At 33.7% G+C, this 19,512-nt stretch carries 14 protein-coding genes; 10 read left to right on the top strand and 4 right to left on the bottom strand.

What is annotated here, in order from left to right; genetic code table 11:
- Positions 1 to 95: 95 nt before the first annotated feature.
- The 3 genes from BCR26_RS03855 to BCR26_RS03845 are packed head-to-tail and all read left to right on the top strand — an operon-like array spanning position 96 to position 7,595.
- Positions 96 to 1,235 (top strand): exonuclease SbcCD subunit D, encoded by a 1,140-nt coding sequence (locus BCR26_RS03855; RefSeq protein ID WP_069697658.1) that lies wholly within the window; start codon positions 96 to 98, stop codon positions 1,233 to 1,235.
- A 1-nt stretch (position 1,236) separates the two neighbouring features.
- The gene (locus BCR26_RS03850; RefSeq protein ID WP_069697657.1) at positions 1,237 to 4,377 is read left to right on the top strand and encodes an AAA family ATPase; all 3,141 of its coding nucleotides are present in this window, start codon (positions 1,237 to 1,239) and stop codon (positions 4,375 to 4,377) included.
- 20 nt (positions 4,378 to 4,397) lie between these two features.
- Positions 4,398 to 7,595, top strand: a complete 3,198-nt coding sequence (locus BCR26_RS03845) for a DEAD/DEAH box helicase (protein ID WP_069697656.1) — start codon at positions 4,398 to 4,400, stop codon at positions 7,593 to 7,595.
- 217 nt (positions 7,596 to 7,812) lie between these two features.
- Here the strand turns inward: BCR26_RS03845 and BCR26_RS03840 are convergent, their stop codons facing one another.
- The gene (locus BCR26_RS03840) at positions 7,813 to 8,523 is read right to left on the bottom strand and encodes an HAD family hydrolase (protein ID WP_069697655.1); all 711 of its coding nucleotides are present in this window, start codon (positions 8,521 to 8,523) and stop codon (positions 7,813 to 7,815) included.
- 167 nt (positions 8,524 to 8,690) lie between these two features.
- On the opposite strand from BCR26_RS03840, the gene BCR26_RS03835 reads away from it, so the two are divergent.
- Complete coding sequence (locus BCR26_RS03835) at positions 8,691 to 10,406, top strand: ABC transporter ATP-binding protein (protein ID WP_069697654.1); 1,716 nt, start codon at positions 8,691 to 8,693, stop codon at positions 10,404 to 10,406.
- A gap of 98 nt (positions 10,407 to 10,504) precedes the next feature.
- On the opposite strand, the gene trpS is transcribed toward BCR26_RS03835, so the two are convergent.
- Complete coding sequence (gene trpS, locus BCR26_RS03830) at positions 10,505 to 11,521, bottom strand: tryptophan--tRNA ligase (protein WP_069697653.1); 1,017 nt, start codon at positions 11,519 to 11,521, stop codon at positions 10,505 to 10,507.
- Between the two features lie 356 nt (positions 11,522 to 11,877).
- Here trpS and spxA point away from each other — a divergent pair, with 356 nt between their 5' ends.
- From spxA to pepF, 4 genes are all read left to right on the top strand, one after another.
- Entirely contained in the window at positions 11,878 to 12,276 is a 399-nt protein-coding gene (gene spxA / locus BCR26_RS03825; RefSeq protein ID WP_069697652.1) for a transcriptional regulator SpxA, read from the top strand.
- 271 nt (positions 12,277 to 12,547) lie between these two features.
- On the top strand, positions 12,548 to 13,195 hold the full coding sequence (locus BCR26_RS03820; protein ID WP_069697651.1) for an adaptor protein MecA: 648 nt from the start codon (positions 12,548 to 12,550) through the stop codon (positions 13,193 to 13,195).
- A 156-nt stretch (positions 13,196 to 13,351) separates the two neighbouring features.
- Positions 13,352 to 14,539: a competence protein CoiA gene (locus tag BCR26_RS03815; protein ID WP_069697650.1), complete on the top strand. Its 1,188-nt coding sequence runs from the start codon at positions 13,352 to 13,354 to the stop codon at positions 14,537 to 14,539.
- A gap of 31 nt (positions 14,540 to 14,570) precedes the next feature.
- Positions 14,571 to 16,388: an oligoendopeptidase F gene (gene pepF, locus BCR26_RS03810; protein WP_069697649.1), complete on the top strand. Its 1,818-nt coding sequence runs from the start codon at positions 14,571 to 14,573 to the stop codon at positions 16,386 to 16,388.
- A gap of 82 nt (positions 16,389 to 16,470) precedes the next feature.
- On the opposite strand, the gene BCR26_RS03805 is transcribed toward pepF, so the two are convergent.
- Together BCR26_RS03805 and BCR26_RS03800 are read right to left on the bottom strand one after the other, a co-directional pair.
- Positions 16,471 to 17,121 (bottom strand): DsbA family protein, encoded by a 651-nt coding sequence (locus tag BCR26_RS03805; protein ID WP_069697648.1) that lies wholly within the window; start codon positions 17,119 to 17,121, stop codon positions 16,471 to 16,473.
- A 116-nt stretch (positions 17,122 to 17,237) separates the two neighbouring features.
- Positions 17,238 to 17,822 carry a CYTH domain-containing protein gene (locus BCR26_RS03800; RefSeq protein ID WP_069697647.1) on the bottom strand — a complete coding sequence of 195 codons (585 nt, stop codon included), beginning with the start codon at positions 17,820 to 17,822 and terminating at the stop codon, positions 17,238 to 17,240.
- Positions 17,823 to 18,016: 194 nt separating this feature from the next.
- Here BCR26_RS03800 and yjbM point away from each other — a divergent pair, with 194 nt between their 5' ends.
- Both yjbM and BCR26_RS03790 read left to right on the top strand, forming a co-directional pair.
- On the top strand, positions 18,017 to 18,694 hold the full coding sequence (gene yjbM / locus BCR26_RS03795) for a GTP diphosphokinase (RefSeq protein WP_069697646.1): 678 nt from the start codon (positions 18,017 to 18,019) through the stop codon (positions 18,692 to 18,694).
- A gap of 14 nt (positions 18,695 to 18,708) precedes the next feature.
- Complete coding sequence (locus BCR26_RS03790; protein ID WP_069697645.1) at positions 18,709 to 19,506, top strand: NAD kinase; 798 nt, start codon at positions 18,709 to 18,711, stop codon at positions 19,504 to 19,506.
- Positions 19,507 to 19,512 lie beyond the last annotated feature (6 nt).

The following is a 19,512-nucleotide window of genomic DNA, read 5'->3' as shown; positions in this document are numbered from 1 at the left end:
TGGTCTAAATTTGTTATAATAGTAAGAAGCCCTTTTTTTATTGTCGATAAAATAAAAGGTAAACTCTGACTTGATTGATACAGGAAGGTGAAAAAATGCGTTTTTTACATACAGCTGATTGGCATATTGGAAAAAAACTTCATGGCTACGATCTGCTAGAAGAACAAAGGCATGCGTTTCAGCAGATATTAGCGATAGCGAAAGAGGAAGCCGTAGATGGAATTGTTATTGCAGGTGATTTATATGATCGCTCTGTTCCTGCGGTTGAGGCGGTGGAAACATTTAATGACATGATGATTCAAATGAATTTAATCGATAAGTATCCAGTCTTTGCTATTTCAGGTAACCATGATAGTAGTACACGTTTAGAAACGGGAGGACCTTGGTTCTCATATTTGAACTTTCACTTAGCAACACGTTTAGAACAGGCATTTCAGCCAGTTGAATTTATGGATACGCAATTTTTTTTACTTCCTTATTTTGAGCCAATTGCCGCTCGTCTTCATTTTGAAATGGATGAAATTCGCACTATCGATCAGGCAATGTCAGTGGTAATTGAAGAAATGAAGAAAAAGTTTGATCCTGAAAAATCACATGTCCTAGTTAGCCATTTTTTCGTTGCTGGAAGTGAAAAAACAGAATCTGAAACAAAATTAACAGTTGGTGGTTTGGATACAGTTCCTTTAAGCTATCTGGAAGATTTTGATTATGTTGCTTTAGGGCACCTCCATGGTAAAAATGCATTAAACGGAAAAAATGCTCGATATAGTGGTTCGCCATTAAAGTTTTCTTTATCTGAAATGAACCAAGAAAAAGGGGTTTGGATTGTTGATACAGATAAAAATACGACCATTTTCCGATTTAGAGAGTTGCAACCTCTAAGAGATATAAAACAATTGCAAGGCTCATTTTCTGAATTAACAGATCAAACATTTTATGAAAACTTGAACCGAAATGATTATATCCATATTCAGCTTACAGATCGAGCGGTTATTTCCAATATGATGAATCGTTTGCGTCAAGTCTACCCAAGAATCATTGGCGTAGAAAGACTTTATGGCAGAGATAATCCAATAAATAAAAATTCAGTTAAACCAAGTTTAAAAAAGTTAGCACCACTAGAATTAGTTGAACAATTTTTTGAAGAAGTGACCCACGAAAAACTGACTAGTCAGCAAGTAAAATGGGTTGAAGATAGTCTAAAAAGCATCCATCAAGAAGAAAGAGGGGAATAGGGTGAAACCATTAACTTTAGGGTTGAAAAATTTTGGTCCATATATTAAAGAAACCATTGATTTCACTTGTTTTGAAGATTCCTCGTTGTTCCTAATTAGTGGAAAGACTGGCTCAGGAAAAACGACAATCTTCGATGGGATGAGCTATGCTTTATTTGGAGAAAGTTCTGGAAAATTGAGACAAGGAAAAGAAATGCGCTCGACGTTTGCTGATGCTTCAGAACCAACGGAGGTTTGCTTTACTTTTTCTCATGGTGAGTATTGTTATGAAATCAATCGAAAACCAGAACAAGAATTGTATAAAAAGCGTGGAGAAGGGACACGAGTACAACCTGCAAAGATTTCATTAATAGTAAAAAATCAAGCGGGAAAAGAGCTGAAAGAATACACAAAGCGTCGAGAAGTGGATCAATTCATTCAAGAGTTACTTCATTTAGATGCGAATCAGTTTGCCCAAATCGTTTTACTTCCACAAGGAGAATTTCGTACATTTCTTATAGCCAATAGTGATGAGAAAGAAAAAGTATTACGGAATTTATTCGGAACTCAGTTATATCAGGCAGTAAATGAGAAGTTGAAGATTAGATTAAAGGAAACAAATAAAGGAATAGAAACTACTCAACAATTGATTCAAGCAAAAATGGAACAGATTTATTGGGAAACCCCTGTTGAAGAACTGACAGTGGATCAAGAGCTTGATTATCTAGAAATTCAACAACAACAGATGGTTCGGCAACAGCAAACAAAAAAAGAGCGTCTAGAAAAACTTCAAGAACAGAAAAAAAATAAAGAGCAAGAAAAGTATGCAGAAGAGCAACTGGTTCAACAATTCGAGAAAAAAGAAAAATTAATGAAACAGCTCCAAGAACTAGAAGAACAAGCAGAAGAAATAGACCAACTTAAAAATGAGTTGAAATTAACTGAATGGGCGCTTCAACAGCAACGGTTAATAGAAAAGTTAGATGAAACAGAGAAAATCATTCAAAAGTGCCAACAAAAAGAAAGTGAATATAGAAAGACCCAAATAGAATTAGATGATTTGCTTAAGAAAAGCAATCGAGAACAAAAAGAAAATAGAAAGCAAGAAAATGACATAAAAGCACAAAAACAGCAAATAACTCAACTTCAATTTCAACTGCCATTATATGAAAGTTATAGCGAACTTCAACAAGCTTTAAATGAAAAACAAAACATACTAACGAAGGTTGAAAAAGAGTTGCATCAACAAACTTCTGAGCTTGAAAAATATCAACAAGAGCAAGAGTTATTAAACAAAGAGATTGAAAAAAAAGCTGCTTTGGAAAGACAGCAAATGATCTTAGAAAGACAGCAAGAACAATGGCAAGTTTTTCTGACTGAATGGCAGAGTCAAAAATTGATATCCAAAAAAATTGTTGAATTAGAAGAACAAGTTCGTCTAGAAAAGCAACGATTACAAAGAAAAATAAACGCAACGATTCTTATTGCAGAAGAAGTGACTGCGGCCAAAAGCCAATGGGCAAGAATGCAAATTGGGCGTTTAAGTTTGCTGCTTGTTGATGGAGAAGCTTGCCCAGTTTGTGGAGCGCTAGAGCATCCCTTCAAGGAAGAGCATCGTGAGTATTCGATAGAGGAAATTCAAGTATCTGAGGCGTTGTTGGATACTAAGGAAAAAGAATTACAGAAATTAGAAGAAGAAAAAGTGACGCTTCAAACGACAATTATTCATTTAGAAAAAGAGTTACTAGAAAAGCAAGCGGATCAAAAACAACAACGAAAAAAAATAACTGAGATATTAGAAAACAAGCTATCTAACTTAGACTATGTCAACGAAATAGAACTAACAGATGGAGCTGTAAAAGAACAGAATGAATGGTTTAGTAATCAAGAAAGCGCAAATAAAGAAAAGTTAGCTATGTTAGCAGTGAAAATAGAAACCCTTGAGCTTTTGGAAGACACGTTAAAAAAACAGCAAATTATAGTCGAAAAACAAACCCTATTACTGCAACAGCTAACTCAGGAAAAAATCAGTTTGGAAGGACAACTGAAAACTCTTTTAAAACAACTAGTTAATCCTGACGTAACATTAGAAACACTCCAACGACAAATAGAGTTGTTGGAACAACAAGTAAATGATTGGGAAGAGGAACAAACCCGACTAACCAAAGTGCTGAATGAATTGATGGAAGAACAGCTATTGTTAGACAATACAGGAAAATATAATCTAGAACAATTAGAAGAACATGAAGTAGCTCAACAAGTACTGATTGCTGATTTAAAACAAACGATTTCAAAAGCGCCTTTTGAAATCAATGAACAACAATTGAGAGAACGACTAGCGCAGCGAGATTCCATAGAGCAGTTAAAAGAAAAAATACTAGCTTTCGAACAAGAAAAGAGTCAACTTGTTTATGCGTTTGAATCAATTATGGAGGAATTAAAAGAGAAAGAATTACCTGATTTAGAAATAGTTATAGCAGAAATAGACTTTTTAACTAAAAAAATTCAAACAAAAGAAGCAATTTTTTATCAATTACAAGAAAAAATTACTGCGAATCAAGAGATTTTTAAGCAAGTAATAGAATTAATTAATACTAATCAAAAAAAATTAGAGGAAGCTTCTGCTTTACAACAGTTAGCGGATACTGTAAATGGGAATAATCCAAGTAAAACTAGCTTGGAACGTTATGTACTTCAAACCTACCTTGAAGAAGTGCTAAAAGTAGCGAATTTACGTTTAGGAGCTTTAACAAAAAATCGATATCAGTTTGAATTGAACAAAACTTCTGGAAGTTACAAAAATCAAACAGGCTTAGAAATCAATGTCTATGATGATAATGCCGGAACTAGTCGGAGCGCTCATACATTATCAGGAGGTGAAAGTTTCATTGCCGCCCTTGCTTTAGCTTTATCACTAGCAGAAGTGATTCAAGAGCAAGCTGGAGGGGTCTTGATTGAGGCGCTGTTTATTGATGAAGGATTTGGTTCCTTAGATGAGGAAGCACTAGAAATGGCTATGGAGGCGTTAGAAACGATCGAAAATGAAGGCCGAATGATTGGGATTATTAGTCATGTAGGAGAATTAAAAGCTCGAATTTCACAGCAATTACAAATTCAAACAAATGGGAACGGACAAAGTAATGTAAACTATCAACTAGCATAGAAAGCAATGGAGGTGAGAAAATGAAGTGGAGTATCCCAGAGAGAATTGTTGAAAGAGGTCGTGACTATGTAAAGGAAGGTCGTGTGCTATCTGTTGTTCAAGACCCATCAAAAATGGTTTGGGTAGCTGAAGTTTTAGGCAGTGAAATGTACTTAGTCGAATTAGACGGAACAACCAAAGAAAATGATGTTTGCGAGTGTCCCTATTGGTTAGAACATGGCTATTGTAAGCATACAGTAGCAGTTGAACTTTCGCTAAAAAAGAGAGGGATTTCTCGAGTAATCAAACTAGGAGAGCCTGCTCCTTTAGAAAAACGAACGACTTCTGTATCTGAAATGTTTACAAGAGGCTTTTCGAAATTAAGCCATTTAGAAGAAAAGAAAAAGATCACTCCTTTAGTGGTTGAATTTTTACTAGACGTGATTGAAACGAATAACTACTATACTGAGTTATCGGTATTAGGTTTATCACTAAGAATTGGTTACAAAGGGGTTAAGCCAAAAACATATATTGTAAAGAATATCGGTGAATTTTTACTTTCCTATCAGAAGGAATCTGTGTTTATCGTCAATAAACAACACTATTTTGAGTTGAAAAAAGAGGCTTTTTCAATAGAAAATCAGGAACTTTTAAAAGAATTGACAGGTATTTTCCAGACAAGCCAATTATTGGGAGCGAATGGTGTACAAGTGAAAGGGAAAATCGATAAGCGTTACCTAATTGTTCCAATCGATCAAGCCCAAGAAATCATAGAAAAAATTGACAGAACGGGCCGTTTTCATTTAGTTGCAGGTGAATTGAATTATCGAAAAATAGCTTTCAGTCAGGAAAACTTACCTATTCGATTTATCGTCACTAAGCAGGAGGAAGACAGCTATCAATTACTAATTCAAGATGAATTAATGTTATTTTTAGCTCATTATCATTGGGGGATAAGTAAAGAAAAAATTTTTACTTTCACACAAGAACAAGAAGAAATCTATACAACCTTATTGCAATTATTAAAACGGATTAATCAACCTAAAATTGAATATAAAAAATCTGAGATTTCTGATTTATTTAGCTCAGTTATTCCATTGTTGCGAAAAATTGGAGAAGTCATTATTTCACCAGAAGTAGCAGCTGAGGTGGTACATCATCCTTTACAAGCCCTATTTGTTTTTAGGAAAGTTCGAGGGAATATTTATTTACGGGTTGATTTTCAATATGGAGAAGTAGTATTTTCGACGGATGACAAGCATACAGTTCTTTCGAAAGACAATCAAGAAGTGATTCGTAATACTCTTAAAGAACAAGAAATTTTTGAATTGGCAAAAGGTTTTTCTTACAAGGAAAATGGTAGTGGGTTTGAAAAAGTTCTACCTGCTGGGGAACAACTTTATTACTTTTTAAAAGCAGAAATTCCAACTTTTCGCCGTTTCGGTGAAGTTCATATGGGGAAAAAACTAAGAGAACTGTTTTTAGATGCACAACAGCATCGTCCGACAATTCAAGTATCTGATTCTGATTCATGGTTAGATGTACGTTTTGATATTACAGGAATAGATGAAGAAGAAATTGATTCCGTACTGGCAAGTTTATTAAGGAATGATCAGTTTTATACATTAAATACGGGAGAAATCCTCTCTTTAGAGTCAGAGGAATTTACTCAGACTAGTGAAATATTAATGATGCTGAGAAAAAACATGAAGCAAGTCAATGGTACTATTCAAGTGCCACGAAACCAAGGATTAATGATTGAAAATATGCTTGAGAACAATCATCGAGCTCATTTCTCTGATTCTTTTAAACAAATGGTTGGCTATTTGACTAACCCAGAAGAATTCGAAGTTACTTTACCGAAAGGGATTCAAGCTACGCTAAGAAATTATCAAGTGGATGGATTTAAATGGTTAAAAATGCTTAGTTATTATCAATTTGGAGGCATTTTGGCTGACGAAATGGGTCTAGGAAAAACCTTACAAACAATTACGTACCTACTTTCTGAAAAAGAAAGTAAGGAGCAAAAAGGAGTGGCATTAATCGTTGCTCCTGCAAGCTTAATTTATAATTGGCAAGCTGAAATTAAAAAATTTGCTCCAGATTTAAACTCGCAAGTTATTGCTGGAAATAAGGTAGAACGAGAAAAGTTATTAGAAGATACTCAACAAGATGTTTTTATCACATCCTATGCTAGTATGCGTCAAGATGTAGAATTGTATCGTTCATTAAATGTTGGCTATTTAATTTTAGATGAAGCACAGATGGTTAAAAATAGTAGGACTAAAACAGCACAAGCCATTAAAAGTTTAACGATTCCGCAGCGCTTTGCTTTAAGTGGCACGCCTGTTGAAAATAATTTAGACGAACTATGGTCTATTTTTCAAATGATTCTACCAGGATTATTCCCTGCTAAAGCGAAGTTTAGAGAGCTGAAGCCAGAGGAAGTTGCTAGAATTATTCAACCGTTTATTTTAAGACGAGATAAGAAAACCGTCTTGGATGATCTTCCTGAAAAAATTGATAGCAATTTGTATAGTGTTTTGACTGAAGAACAAAAAATGGTTTACTTGGCTTATTTAAAGAAAATGCAAGAAGATGTTAGTCAGATGGATCAGGATAGTTTTAAGAAGAATCGGTTGAGCATTTTAGCTGGATTGACTCGATTAAGACAAATTTGTTGTGATCCTAGACTTTTCATTGATGATTATACAGGTGGTTCTGGAAAAGTAGAGCAAGTGAAAGATATGTTGCTCGCTGCAAAAGAGAACCATCGACGCGTTCTGCTATTTTCCCAATTTACTAGCATGCTTTCATTATTAGAAAAAGAGTTAAATGAGCTTGGGTTAGATACCTTTTACCTTAGAGGAAGTACGAAACCAAAAGATCGAATTGAAATGGCAGATGCATTTAATGAAGGAGAGCGAGATGTCTTTCTAATTTCTTTAAAAGCAGGAGGAACAGGATTAAATTTGACAGGCGCGGATACGGTTATTTTGTATGATTTGTGGTGGAATCCAGCAGTAGAAGAACAAGCGGCTGGCCGAGCACATCGGATTGGTCAAAAAAATGTTGTAGAAGTTTGGCGAATGATTGCTGAAGGAACCGTTGAAGAGAAAATGGATTCATTACAGCAAGAAAAACGAGAACTTTTCCAAAAAGTAATTCAAGGAAATGAAGAGCAGTTGTCTAAGATGACGGAAGAAGATATTCGGACTATTTTAAGTATAGGGGAATAGTTAGTCATAACTTTTTATTTAGTAAATAAGAGAGAGGTTGAGACAGAGGTCGTTTTTGGGCGAGAAATTGGATCGCAAAGCGCATACGCTTTATGATTTGAGTGACTTGCGGGAAAAGTCCGAAGACCCAGACTTTTGACCACCGCTTATTCACATTTAGAGGATGAAACAAAACTGATTTTTAGTTTTGTCTCATCCTCTTACTTTTATTATGTTACTATTTAAATATTTTTGTAATTGTTTCAAAAAGAGTATCAAAAGATTGAATTTCAAAGAGATGAGTAGCTTCTTCTTTTTCAGGAAGTGACCGTAAGCGATGATTAAACCAAACAGAATGCCAACCGCCATTATAAGCTCCTGCGACATCATTTTCAAAGCTATCTCCAACGTAAAGTGTTTTATCAGGCTCCATCTTAAATTGTTTGGCAGCTAAGTAGAAAATTTCTTTATCAGGTTTTTGATAACCAGTGCTTTGAGAAATGATAATATTATCAGTAGGAACCCAGTTTTCTAAATTAAGCTGCTTCACTTTTTTATATTGATGGTCAGTGGGACCATTGGTAATAATTCCGATAGGAATATTTTTTTCTTTCAGATAATCTAAAAGTCTTTTTACTTCTGGATGCATAACAATATTGTCTAACTCATCTTCGTAAATTTGTTGGAAGAGCGTAGACTGCATTTCAGAAGGCTCTGAATACCCTAGATCTTTCAGTGATTCATTAATTCGATAGGTCCTCATATAGTTAATAGACCATTCGTTTGAAACGACTTTTGAAAAGGTCTCATCACTGTGAAAACGGAAACGAATGTATAAAGGATGAATATCTGATTCTTTTACTTCTGGAAAAATGCGAAGCACCGCATTTAGAAACGGCTGTTGTTGATCATAAATCGTGTCATCAACATCGAAAACAATAGTGTTCATTTAAATAATAGGCTCCTTACAATACAATTTTCTTTGAATAGTAACTATTCGTTTCTATTGTAGCGAATTATTTCACAAATGAACAGAAAGAATTTTTTCAGAAACTTTGCACGAGAGACTTTCTTTCCGTATAATAGGTAAAAGTAAAAAGTTTCAAGGAGGTCATTATGTTAAAAAGATTTTTTAGTTATTACCGTCCGTATAGACGTTTATTTTTATTGGATTTTGGTTGTGCTATTATTGCAGGATTATTAGAATTAGCATTTCCTGTTGTTGTGAATCAAGTAATTGACAAAATTATGCCTAGAGGAGAGTTCCGATTAATCGGGTTAGCGTGTTTGGGGCTATTTCTTTTTTATTTAATTAATACAGGTTTGCAATTTATTGTTGTTTACTTTGGTCATAAATTAGGAGTAAATATCGAAAGTGATATGCGACAAGAATTGTATGAACATTTACAAACACAGCCTTTTGAATATTATGACAATCAAAAAACTGGAAAACTAATGAGTCGTTTAACGTCTGATTTATTTGAAATTTCAGAAGTTGCTCATCATGGACCAGAAGATGTTTTTATTACAGTTATGACGTTAATCGGTTCTTTTATATTAATGTTAAGAATTCACGTTCAATTAGCTTTAGCAACCTTTATTTTATTGCCTTTTATTACGATTGCACTAGTCTTTTTTAATAAAAAGATGACAAGAGTGAACACTAAAATTTATGATAGCCTAGGTGAATTTAACGCTGGAATTGAAGCTTCAGTTAGTGGGATTCGTGTGACGCAATCTTTTGCCAATGAACATTTTGAGAGAAAAAGATTTAATCAGTTGAATCAGTTGTATCGTCAATCAAAAATTGTTTTTTATAAAGTAATGGGAATTAGTTCTTCTTATAATTATCTATTGATTCGTTTAATCAACTTATTTGCACTTATTTTTGGAGCTTATTATACTATCCAAGGCGCGATCTCAGAAGGACAGTTCGTAGCATTTATTTTATTATCAAATGTTTTCGTACGACCCATTGAAAAAGTAAATACTATGATTGAAAGTTATCCGAAGGGAATTGCAGGGTTTAAACGTTTTATAGAAGAAATGGATAAAAAGCCAACAATAGTAGACAAACCCAATGCTATTACGGTTCAACAGTTGAAGGGAGAGATCAACTATCACGAAGTTTCTTTTTCGTATGCTGATTCGACAAAAGTGTTAAATCACATCAATCTTGAAATTCTCCCGGGAGAAACCATCGCATTTGTTGGGAAAAGTGGTTCTGGTAAAACAACACTTTGTAATTTGTTACCACGATTTTACGAAGTAACAGAAGGAGAAATTACTGTTGATGGAATAAACATTCAAGATATGACGTTGGCTTCTTTGAGAAATCAGATTGGGATTGTCCAACAAGATGTTTTTCTTTTTCCAGGAACGATTCGAGAGAATATCTCTTATGGTAATTTAGAAGCGACTGAGGCCGAGATCCAGAAAGCTGTCAAGTTAGCACATTTAGAACAAGTTGTTGCACAGATGAGTGAAGGATTAGACACAATTATTGGTGAAAGAGGGGTGAAATTGTCTGGTGGTCAAAAGCAGCGAGTAGCTATCGCCAGAATGTTTTTAAAAAATCCTCCAATTTTAATTTTAGATGAAGCAACTTCAGCTTTAGATACAGAGACAGAGCAAGTTATCCAAGAATCACTAAATTCTTTAGCCGCTGGTAGAACAACATTGATTATTGCGCACCGTCTAGCCACCATTAAACATGCGACAAGAATTATTGTGGTTAGTGAAAATGGGATTATTGAACAAGGTTCCCATGAAGAACTATTACTAAAAGGTGGACATTATCGAGATTTATATGCTGCTCAATTTAGAAATTAAAATGAACAAAGACCAAAAACTTAGTACAAAAAAGAAGTACCACTATTCAAGACTAATTATCTTAAATAGTGGTACTTCTGTTACTAACTTTTCATTTTTTATTTTCTTTTACGTGGTTTTCTACCTAAACCAATACCATTTTTCATCCGTTGTAACGTTTTGTTAGCAACTAAACGAGCAACTTGTGCTCCTTCATCAAGAATGACATCTAACTCATCTGAGTGAAGTAACTCATTGTAACGAGTTTGGATAGGTAAAAGTAAATCAACAATTGCTTCAGCTAAATCTGCTTTAAATACGCCATAGCCCTGACCATTATATTTAAGAACCAAATCATCAATTGTAAAATCAGTAACAGCAGAGAAAATACTTAGTAAGTTAGAGATACCAGGTTTATTTTCCGGATCGTATTCAATGATACCAGTAGAATCAGTGACTGCAGATTTAATTTTTTTGCGAATAATATCTGGTTCATCTAACATAGAAATAAATGCTTTTTTATTAGGGTCAGATTTACTCATTTTTTTAGTCGGTTCTTGTAAGCTCATCACTCGACTACCATGTTCGGCAATTTTTACTTCTGGCATCGTTAAGATTTCTTGGTTAGGTTGACTGTATCGTTTATTAAAACGCTCAACAAAGTCTCTTGTTAATTCCAAATGTTGCTTTTGATCATCACCAACAGGAACTAAGTTCGCATTATATAAAACGATATCTCCTACCATTAATGGTGGATAGGTTAGTAGGCCAGCACTAACCCCTGTTCGTCCATTCTTTTGCGATTTATCTTTGAATTGAGTCATTCGCTCTAATTCACCAATTGTTGTATTACATTGAATTATCCAAGCTGCTTCGGCATGTGCTGAAACTTCAGACTGGATAAAGATTGTTGCTTTTTTAGGATTAAGTCCGACTGCTAGGTACAGAGCAGCTAAACTTAAAGTCTGTTGTCGTAGTTCCAAAGGAGCTTGAGGAACTGTAATTGCATGTTCGTCAACAACACAAAAATAACACTTGTAGTCATTTTGTAAGTTGATAAATTGTTTTATTGCACCAATATAATTTCCTATAGTTGGGGTTCCACTAGGTTGAATCCCGGAGAAAATAGTTTCCATAAAATAACCACCCTAATCAATTAATAAGATTCACTGTCACTATTATACATTAAATTGATGAGTAGTTGGAGAAAAAATAAAAAAAATAAAATGTGAAATTAGTACAGTTTTCTTAAAAAATTAAGACTGTACTAATTTTGTTGATAATTAGAAAGCGGTTGCGTAATCCCTTTCAGAAGTGATGAATAATTTTTTATTAATAAATGAAAGTCTTTAAATAACGGCTAGTAGAACAATAATATTTACAAAACTACTGGTAATTTGGATGGAAATTAGGTATACTGTTAGTAAATAGGGATATATTGTTATCTCCTATTTTAAAAATGTGATAAAAATCACAAAAGGAGTGATGCACTTTGTTGACACTTTTTACTTCCCCTAGTTGTACGTCATGTCGCAAAGCAAGAGCTTGGTTACAAGAGCATGAGATTTCATTCAAGGAAAGAAATATTTTCTCAGAACCATTAAATATTTCAGAATTGAAGGCGATTTTGAGAATGACTGAAGATGGAACAGAAGAAATTATTTCTACTCGTTCGAAGGTATTCCAGAAATTGAATATGGATCTTGATGAGCTTCCATTACAGGACTTGCTTGAATTAGTGAAAGAGAATCCAGGATTGTTACGTCGGCCAATTATGATTGATGCTAAAAGATTACAGGTAGGATTTAACGAAGATGAAATTCGACGTTTCTTACCAAGAGATGTTCGTCAATTAGAGTTACGCCAAGCACAGTTGATGGCAGGTTTATAAAAATTTTAAAGGGACCTTTGTCTATAAATTAGATAAAGGTTTTCTTTTTTGATTAAGGGAAAATTTGAAACAAAAATCACTTAAATCTTAAAGTGATAGGTATTGCTTGTCTGAAAAAGGCATGAGAAGCTTTTATCAATTACTTTAAATTTTGATAAGTCTATAATTGTTTTTGAAGTATTGTTACTTTTTTCTTTACATTTGGTGGGATTCAGCTACAATGAACGTAAGAAACAGTTTCATGATTGAAGCGAAAGCGAGGTGCATTGACATGGAAATGGAACATATTAACGAGAATACAATCCGAGTACTAATTGGTAATGAGGATTTAGCAGACAGAGGAATTACTTTTTTGGATTTACTTGGTAACCATAAAGAAGTAGAGAATTTTTTCTATAGTATTTTAGAAGAAGTAGATGTGGAAGACGAATTCCAAGGTAGTGAAGCTGTCACGTTTCAAGTGTTGCCAAAAAGTGATGGTCTAGAATTGTTTATCAGTAAAAATGCAACAGTTGATGATATGTCTTCTTTTGATGGAATGAATACTATGAATTCTGATGATGTAAGCGACATGATTCGCAAACAGATAGAAGCAGACTTTGTTGATGAAGGTCAGGATGTATCAAATGATGCAACTAAAAATATAGTGATTGAACTAGCCGATTTTGAAGCAATGATTCAGTTGTCAAATGAAGTTTTCTTGCCATCTGTTATGACTAATTTATATAAACTAAAAAATACTTATTACCTTCAAGTTATTTTTATGTTAGAAGAACTAGGAAAAAGTGAAGTTGAGAATGAGATTGCTCAATTATTAGAGTTTTCTAAAGTATCTACAACAACACCCGAAACATTAACAGAATACGGCACATTAATCATGGAACGAAATGCAATGGAGCTTACCCGTTACTATTTTTAAGCAGAATTTTCTTACCAGATGATAGAAAAGTGACTGTTAATTTGTTAGCTTTTTAAGTTGGGAAAAAACTATTTTAGTTTTCTTCCAACTTTTTTGTCGTCTGTAAAAAGAAAAATAGGTTATTTGCGTATATTATAAAGTAGGAGGGAATAGAATATGTTGATTGCATGTGACGAAAACAACCAATTAGTATCTCTGATGTCAGAAAGTGAAGAGCTTATTGAAAAAATTCGTGGTTCTAAGCTGTATTGTGTTTCATGTGGAGAGCAAGTTCGATTGAAAAATGGTCAAAGAAAGATAGCTCATTTTGCTCATATTAGTAAAAAAACTTGTGACTCTTTCTCAGAAGGAGAGACAGAAGAGCATCTTTTTTTGAAGCAAGCGTTAGCTAGTTGGTGTGAAAGGGATGGCTTGGATTATGAAATAGAAGCATATTTACCAGAATTGAATCAAAGACCAGACATATTAATTGGAAAGCTGGCATTGGAAGTTCAATGTAGTTCTATAAGCAAAGACAGGTTACTTCAAAGGACTAGGAATTATCTAGAGGCAGGTTATTATCCAATTTGGATTTGCGGAGAAAAACTAGCACCAAAAAACAAAATAAAGGAAGTCGCTAGAAGTTTATGTTATTTTTCTGAAAATAGTGGTTTTTATCTTTGGTCAATTGATTGGAGAGAGAAAGAATTGGCTATTCAGTTCCATTTAGAAGAACAATGGAATAGGCAGCTACATTCTGTTACCAAAAAGTGGTGCTTCAGTAGTGAATCTTTACTACAGATATTTTCTTTCCCTGAAAAAAGGCTGTTTTTCCACCAAAGAAAGCATAATACTAGAGAATTGGTACAGGCCTATTATCAAGATTTGAATAAGAAATTAGTTACAAAAGATCGATGTATTTTAGAAGTACAGGCGACTTTATATAACAAAGGTTTTCATTTATTGCATCTCCCTTATTGGTTTTATTATCCAGGAATTCGCCTCTTTTGTTGTAAACAATCAGATATTTTCGTAAAACAGAAATTTTTTGAATTGGTACAGTTTTATGGGAAAGAAGGGATTTGTAGTGAAGCTCTATTTATATTGGCAGTGAATGAATTAGAAAAAGCAGATATTTATTTGATAATTTTCCCAAATGTTTCAAAAAAAATACTAATTCAACAGTGTGTAAGAGAACTTTTTCATTGGTTAAAAGTTTGTCAGCTAATAAAAAAGATAGAGAATAAATGGTACTATAATCATAACATAATTTCTGATCAAACAATTTCTTTTGGAAATTGGCATAGCCAATTAGGGAATAAGTATCTAATTAGTGCTACTCCAATTGAAAATATGATACTATAAATTTGTATGAAAATTATGAAGGAGTGAGTGTATGACTGAAACAAAACAATTACCAAAGCGTTCAGAGTTGTCAGTAGAGCTAACTTGGGATTTAGCTAAAATCTTTAAAGATGATCTTGCTTTTGATAACGCGTGTGAGAGACTAACAAATGAGATAGAAAAAGCAGAGAGTTTTAAAGGAACACTTGGGCAAGGAGCGAAAGAATTTCAAGAAGGAATTGATTATTACTTAGCAATGTATCGGAAAATTGAATCAATTTACGTATATTCCCATTTGAAGAATGATCAAGACACGACAAATGCTACTTTTCAAGCGTTATATGGAAGAGCGAGTATGCTATTTTCTAAAGTTAGTGAAGCAATATCATGGTTTGAACCAGAAGTTTTAACGTTAAGTGATGAAAAAATTTGGCATTTCTTTGAAGAAAATAAAGAACTAGAAGTATATCGTCACTTTATAGAAAATATTTTGACTGACCGCCCTCATATTCTATCTTCGGATCAAGAGGCGTTGTTGGCTGGTGCAGGAGAAATTTTTGAAGCATCTAGCAATACCTTTTCAGTTTTAAATAATGCTGATTTAGAGTTTCCTATCATTGAAAATGAAACTGGTGAAAAAATTCAACTAACTCATGGAGTATATGGACAATTAATGGAAAGTGTGGAACGAGATGTTCGTAAACATGCATTTGAAGGTCTTTATAAAGTATATAATCAATTCAGAAATACTTTTGCCTCTACACTAAGCTCACATGTGAAAGCTCATAATTTTAAAGCTAAAATTCGCCAGTTTCCTTCAGCTAGAGCGGCATCATTAAATAATAATCATATTCCTGAAAGTGTATATGACAATTTGATTACTGTAGTAAACAAGCATTTACCTTTGCTTCATAGATATATTGCTTTGAGAAAACGGTTGTTGAATTTAGAGGATCTTCATATGTATGATATGTATACACCTGTCCTAGGTGAGATATCTATTCGATATAGTTATCAAGAAGCTAAAGAAATGACCCTCAAAGTTTTGGAACCATTGGGAGAAGAATATTTGTCAGCAGTTAAGCAAGCTTTTGATAATCGTTGGATTGACGTAGTAGAGAATCAAGGGAAACGAAGTGGAGCATACTCTTCGGGCGCTTATGATACCGCTCCATATATTCTATTGAATTGGCATGATAGTTTAGATCAATTATACACACTTGTACATGAGATGGGTCATAGTATTCATAGTTATTTTACTAGAAAAAATCAACCTTATGTTTATGGTGATTATTCTATCTTTTTGGCAGAAATTGCTTCGACGACAAATGAAAATATTTTGACAGAATATTTGTTGAAAACAGAAACAAATCCAAATGTTAGAGCGTATATTTTAAATCACTATTTAGATGGATTCAAAGGAACAGTTTTCAGACAAACTCAATTTGCTGAATTTGAACATTTTATTCATGTTGAGGATGCGAAAGGAACGCCACTGACGAGTGACTATCTTTGTGAGAATTATAGTCAGCTAAATGCAAAATATTATGGACCAGAAGTAATCAAAGATGAAGAGATTACAACAGAATGGACAAGAATTCCTCATTTTTATTACAATTATTATGTTTTTCAATATGCTACAGGTTTTTCAGCAGCTTCTGCTTTATCAAAGAAAATTTTGACAGAAGAACCTCAAGCTTTAGAGAACTATTTAATGTATTTAAAATCAGGTAGTAGTGATTATCCGATTGAAGTAATGAAAAAAGCTGGTGTAGATATGACGCAATCATACTACCTAGATGATGCAATGAGTGTTTTTGAAACTCGATTAAATGAATTTGAAGTATTGATTGAAGCGCTAGAAAAATAAAAGTCAAAAAAGATGTATGCCCTCTGTTGTAGAGAAAGCATACATCTTTTTGTATAGATATAGATACATAACAGGTATAAGGTTACAATAAATGAAGATGCGCTCTGGGAACAATTTGTTCACTTTTATGTTTAAGTTCCAAGTTATTGTGGAAATTTTGCAACATTTCATCCGTTGTTTCGCATAGCTGTTTTATTTCTTCCATAGAATCACAGTCTTCAACTAGAACGCCGTAATCACGCTCGCAGGCATAATTATAAACGACAGCGGAAGGATGTTTTTCAATGCCCATTTCACCAGCAATTTGTTGATCTGTTTGGAAAGATTCTTTAACAAAATCAGATTGTCGATCAATACGATACATTTCTAAATCGCCTCCCGCTTCAACAAATAAGCGTTCAGACAATTCAGGAGAATAGGGTATTTTATTTTTTGCCACGGCATTTTGTAATCCTATTAGTAATTGACGTCCTTTTTTCTTGCCTTGTAGTTGAGCAGCTTTGTAATCTAAGGCAGCAGAATAAATTGTTTCGAAAAGTTCATTTCGCTTCTGAATATCATTAGATGGAACATTAAACAAAGACAAAAGATGATTAATTGTTCTCATATTCAGTAGAGGAATAAAGCGAAACTGTATTTTTTTATTCTCAGTTTCAACTAGATGTAAAATATCCTTTTCGATATCAAGACAGACGCCACCCAAAGGATTAACGAACAAATAAATTTCAATCATCCATATTTCCTCCAATTTCCAATCATTCATAAAAATGTTTTCTCTTAAGCAACGTTTCTAATTTATCAAAAAAGCCAAAGAAAATAAAATGATTTGATTTTGTCTTAATAATTTCATTAGAACTTATTAGAAGAGGCAATCATCATTCGTTGAATTTTATTTGGAGCAACTTTTTCTTTGATAGTCAACTTTTTTAATAAAGAGATAAATGCTTTTTTTCCTTCTATAGCATTAGACACTTCCAGTTCAATTTCAAAATCATGTTGATTTCCAAACCAACTTTCATCTAAAGCTAGTAGTCCTTCAGGAATCTTTTTTTCAGCTCGTTTTGTTTTTAGCGAGCCGATAGTAGTTAGGTCACTTACAGAAAAACCTAAACTAATCAATTTATCATACACAATGCCATGATCGGGTAATTGATTCAATTCAATTAAATCTATAGCTATGTTTGGTGGCAGAGATTCACTGATTTCAAGTAAACCTTCATTAGCAGGTATCTTTAAAGTCAGTTCTGCTGAAAAAGGAAGAATTCGGATTCTTAAGCCCATTTGATTTTGTTTTAGTAGTAAGTCCTTCGAATCAAAGTAATAGTTTGTTTGAGTAAAACAATCTTCTTCTGTTATTTCAAAATGATTTAACAAGTGTGAAAACTCTTTTTCAGTTAATAAAGACTTAAATTCTATTTCCAAATTTTCACTCATAGCAAGGACTCTCTTTCTTAGTTTCAACTCAATTTTCACATACATTGTATGATTACGTCAAGAAAAGTGAATTTTGAAGAGAATAGTTATTAGAAAATTGTAAAAACATTTACAATTACTTAAATCATCCTATTTTGGGTGGCTGTATGGTAAAATAGGCAGTGGATAATATTCAAAGAAATTGAGGGATAAATATGGAAAAAGAGTGGGAACTTTTTTTAGCACCATATGAGCAAGCTGTGGGAGAGATGAAAGTTAAATTACGAGGAATTCGTAAGCAATTTCGAGAGCAGAATAAGCACACGCCAATTGAATTTGTTACTGGCAGAGTAAAGCCGGTTGATAGTATTTTAACAAAAGCTACATTGAGAAATATTCCGATAGATCGATTAGAAGAAGAGATGCAAGATATTGCTGGGTTGAGAATTATGTGTCAGTTTGTCGAAGACATTCATCAAGTAGTTAACATTATTAGAAATCGTAAAGATTTACAAATTATTCAAGAGCGAGACTATATCACAAATAAAAAAGCGAGTGGTTACCGCTCGTATCATCTGGTTATCGAATATCCAGTTCAACTAATTACTGGCGAAAAAAAGATTCTTGCAGAGGTTCAAATTAGAACCTTAGCAATGAATTTTTGGGCTACGATTGAGCATTCTCTGAACTATAAGTATCAGGGAGAATTTCCTGAAGAAATGAAGGATAGATTAGAGCGTGCAGCAGAAGCAGCTTATCAATTAGATGAAGAAATGTCCTTAATTCGAGAAGAAATTCAAGAGGCTCAGCATCTCTTTTCACATGGACGAGGAAGGTCTAAAAGGAATTATTTTTTGCATGAACAGGAAGAAAAAAAGCCGATTGATGAGTAAAAGGAAGGAATCCCATGAAAATAGCGATTGTTCATAATAATGAAGAAAAATCTAAGGAAGTTACGAAAAAATTACGTGTGTTATTAAAGAAAAATAATATTTTGATTGATGAAAATCAACCTGAATTGATTATATCTGTTGGTGGAGACGGTACATTACTTTCTGCTTTTCACCGATTTAGTCATCGATTAAATGAAGTCAGTTTTTTAGGTGTTCATACAGGACATCTTGGTTTTTATACGGATTGGCGAGATTATGAGCTAGAGGAACTGGTCGAAAGCTTGATGCTGGAGCAAGAAAAAAGTATCAGCTATCCATTATTAGATGTTAAAATTTGCTTTTGGGATGACACACCTGATAAACATTTTCTAGCATTAAATGAGTCTACAATAAAAAGAGGGACTCGCACGATGGTTGCGGATGTTTATATCAAAAATGAATTATTTGAAAGTTTTCGTGGAGATGGCTTGTCTGTTTCAACGCCAACGGGTTCTACCGCCTATAACAAGAGTATTGGGGGAGCAGTGCTACATCCAAGTATCAATGCTTTTCAGTTAACGGAAATTGCTTCACTAAATAATCGGGTTTTTAGAACGTTAGGTTCGCCGATAGTGATTGCTCATACGGAATGGGTGACGATAGAATTACAAGAAAGTAGTGACTATTCAATTACGATAGATCAGTTAGATATACGGCCGGACAACATAGAATCTATTCAATATCGGATTGCAGAAGAACGGATACATTTTGCATCCTACAAACATATGCAGTTTTGGCACCGAGTGAAAGATGCCTTTATTAGTGAGGATTAAAAAGTA

It is taken from the genome of Enterococcus rivorum, from assembly GCF_001742285.1.
Lineage (GTDB): Bacteria > Bacillota > Bacilli > Lactobacillales > Enterococcaceae > Enterococcus_L > Enterococcus_L rivorum.
Note: the sequence above shows the minus strand (reverse complement) of the source record. Positions and strands in the feature narration are given on the sequence as shown.

Excerpts from the sequence above, each read along its gene's own strand:
- BCR26_RS03790 (WP_069697645.1), top strand. The coding sequence starts at position 18,709 with ATGAAAATAGCGATTGTTCATAATAATGAAGAAAAATCTAAGGAAGTT.
- BCR26_RS03800 (WP_069697647.1), bottom strand. The coding sequence starts at position 17,822 with ATGAGTGAAAATTTGGAAATAGAATTTAAGTCTTTATTAACTGAAAAA.
- BCR26_RS03835 (WP_069697654.1), top strand. The coding sequence starts at position 8,691 with ATGTTAAAAAGATTTTTTAGTTATTACCGTCCGTATAGACGTTTATTT.
- BCR26_RS03855 (WP_069697658.1), top strand. The coding sequence starts at position 96 with ATGCGTTTTTTACATACAGCTGATTGGCATATTGGAAAAAAACTTCAT.
- trpS (WP_069697653.1), bottom strand. The coding sequence starts at position 11,521 with ATGGAAACTATTTTCTCCGGGATTCAACCTAGTGGAACCCCAACTATA.
- BCR26_RS03815 (WP_069697650.1), top strand. The coding sequence starts at position 13,352 with ATGTTGATTGCATGTGACGAAAACAACCAATTAGTATCTCTGATGTCA.
- pepF (WP_069697649.1), top strand. The coding sequence starts at position 14,571 with ATGACTGAAACAAAACAATTACCAAAGCGTTCAGAGTTGTCAGTAGAG.
- BCR26_RS03840 (WP_069697655.1), bottom strand. The coding sequence starts at position 8,523 with ATGAACACTATTGTTTTCGATGTTGATGACACGATTTATGATCAACAA.
- BCR26_RS03805 (WP_069697648.1), bottom strand. The coding sequence starts at position 17,121 with ATGATTGAAATTTATTTGTTCGTTAATCCTTTGGGTGGCGTCTGTCTT.
- BCR26_RS03845 (WP_069697656.1), top strand. The coding sequence starts at position 4,398 with ATGAAGTGGAGTATCCCAGAGAGAATTGTTGAAAGAGGTCGTGACTAT.
- BCR26_RS03820 (WP_069697651.1), top strand. The coding sequence starts at position 12,548 with ATGGAAATGGAACATATTAACGAGAATACAATCCGAGTACTAATTGGT.
- yjbM (WP_069697646.1), top strand. The coding sequence starts at position 18,017 with ATGGAAAAAGAGTGGGAACTTTTTTTAGCACCATATGAGCAAGCTGTG.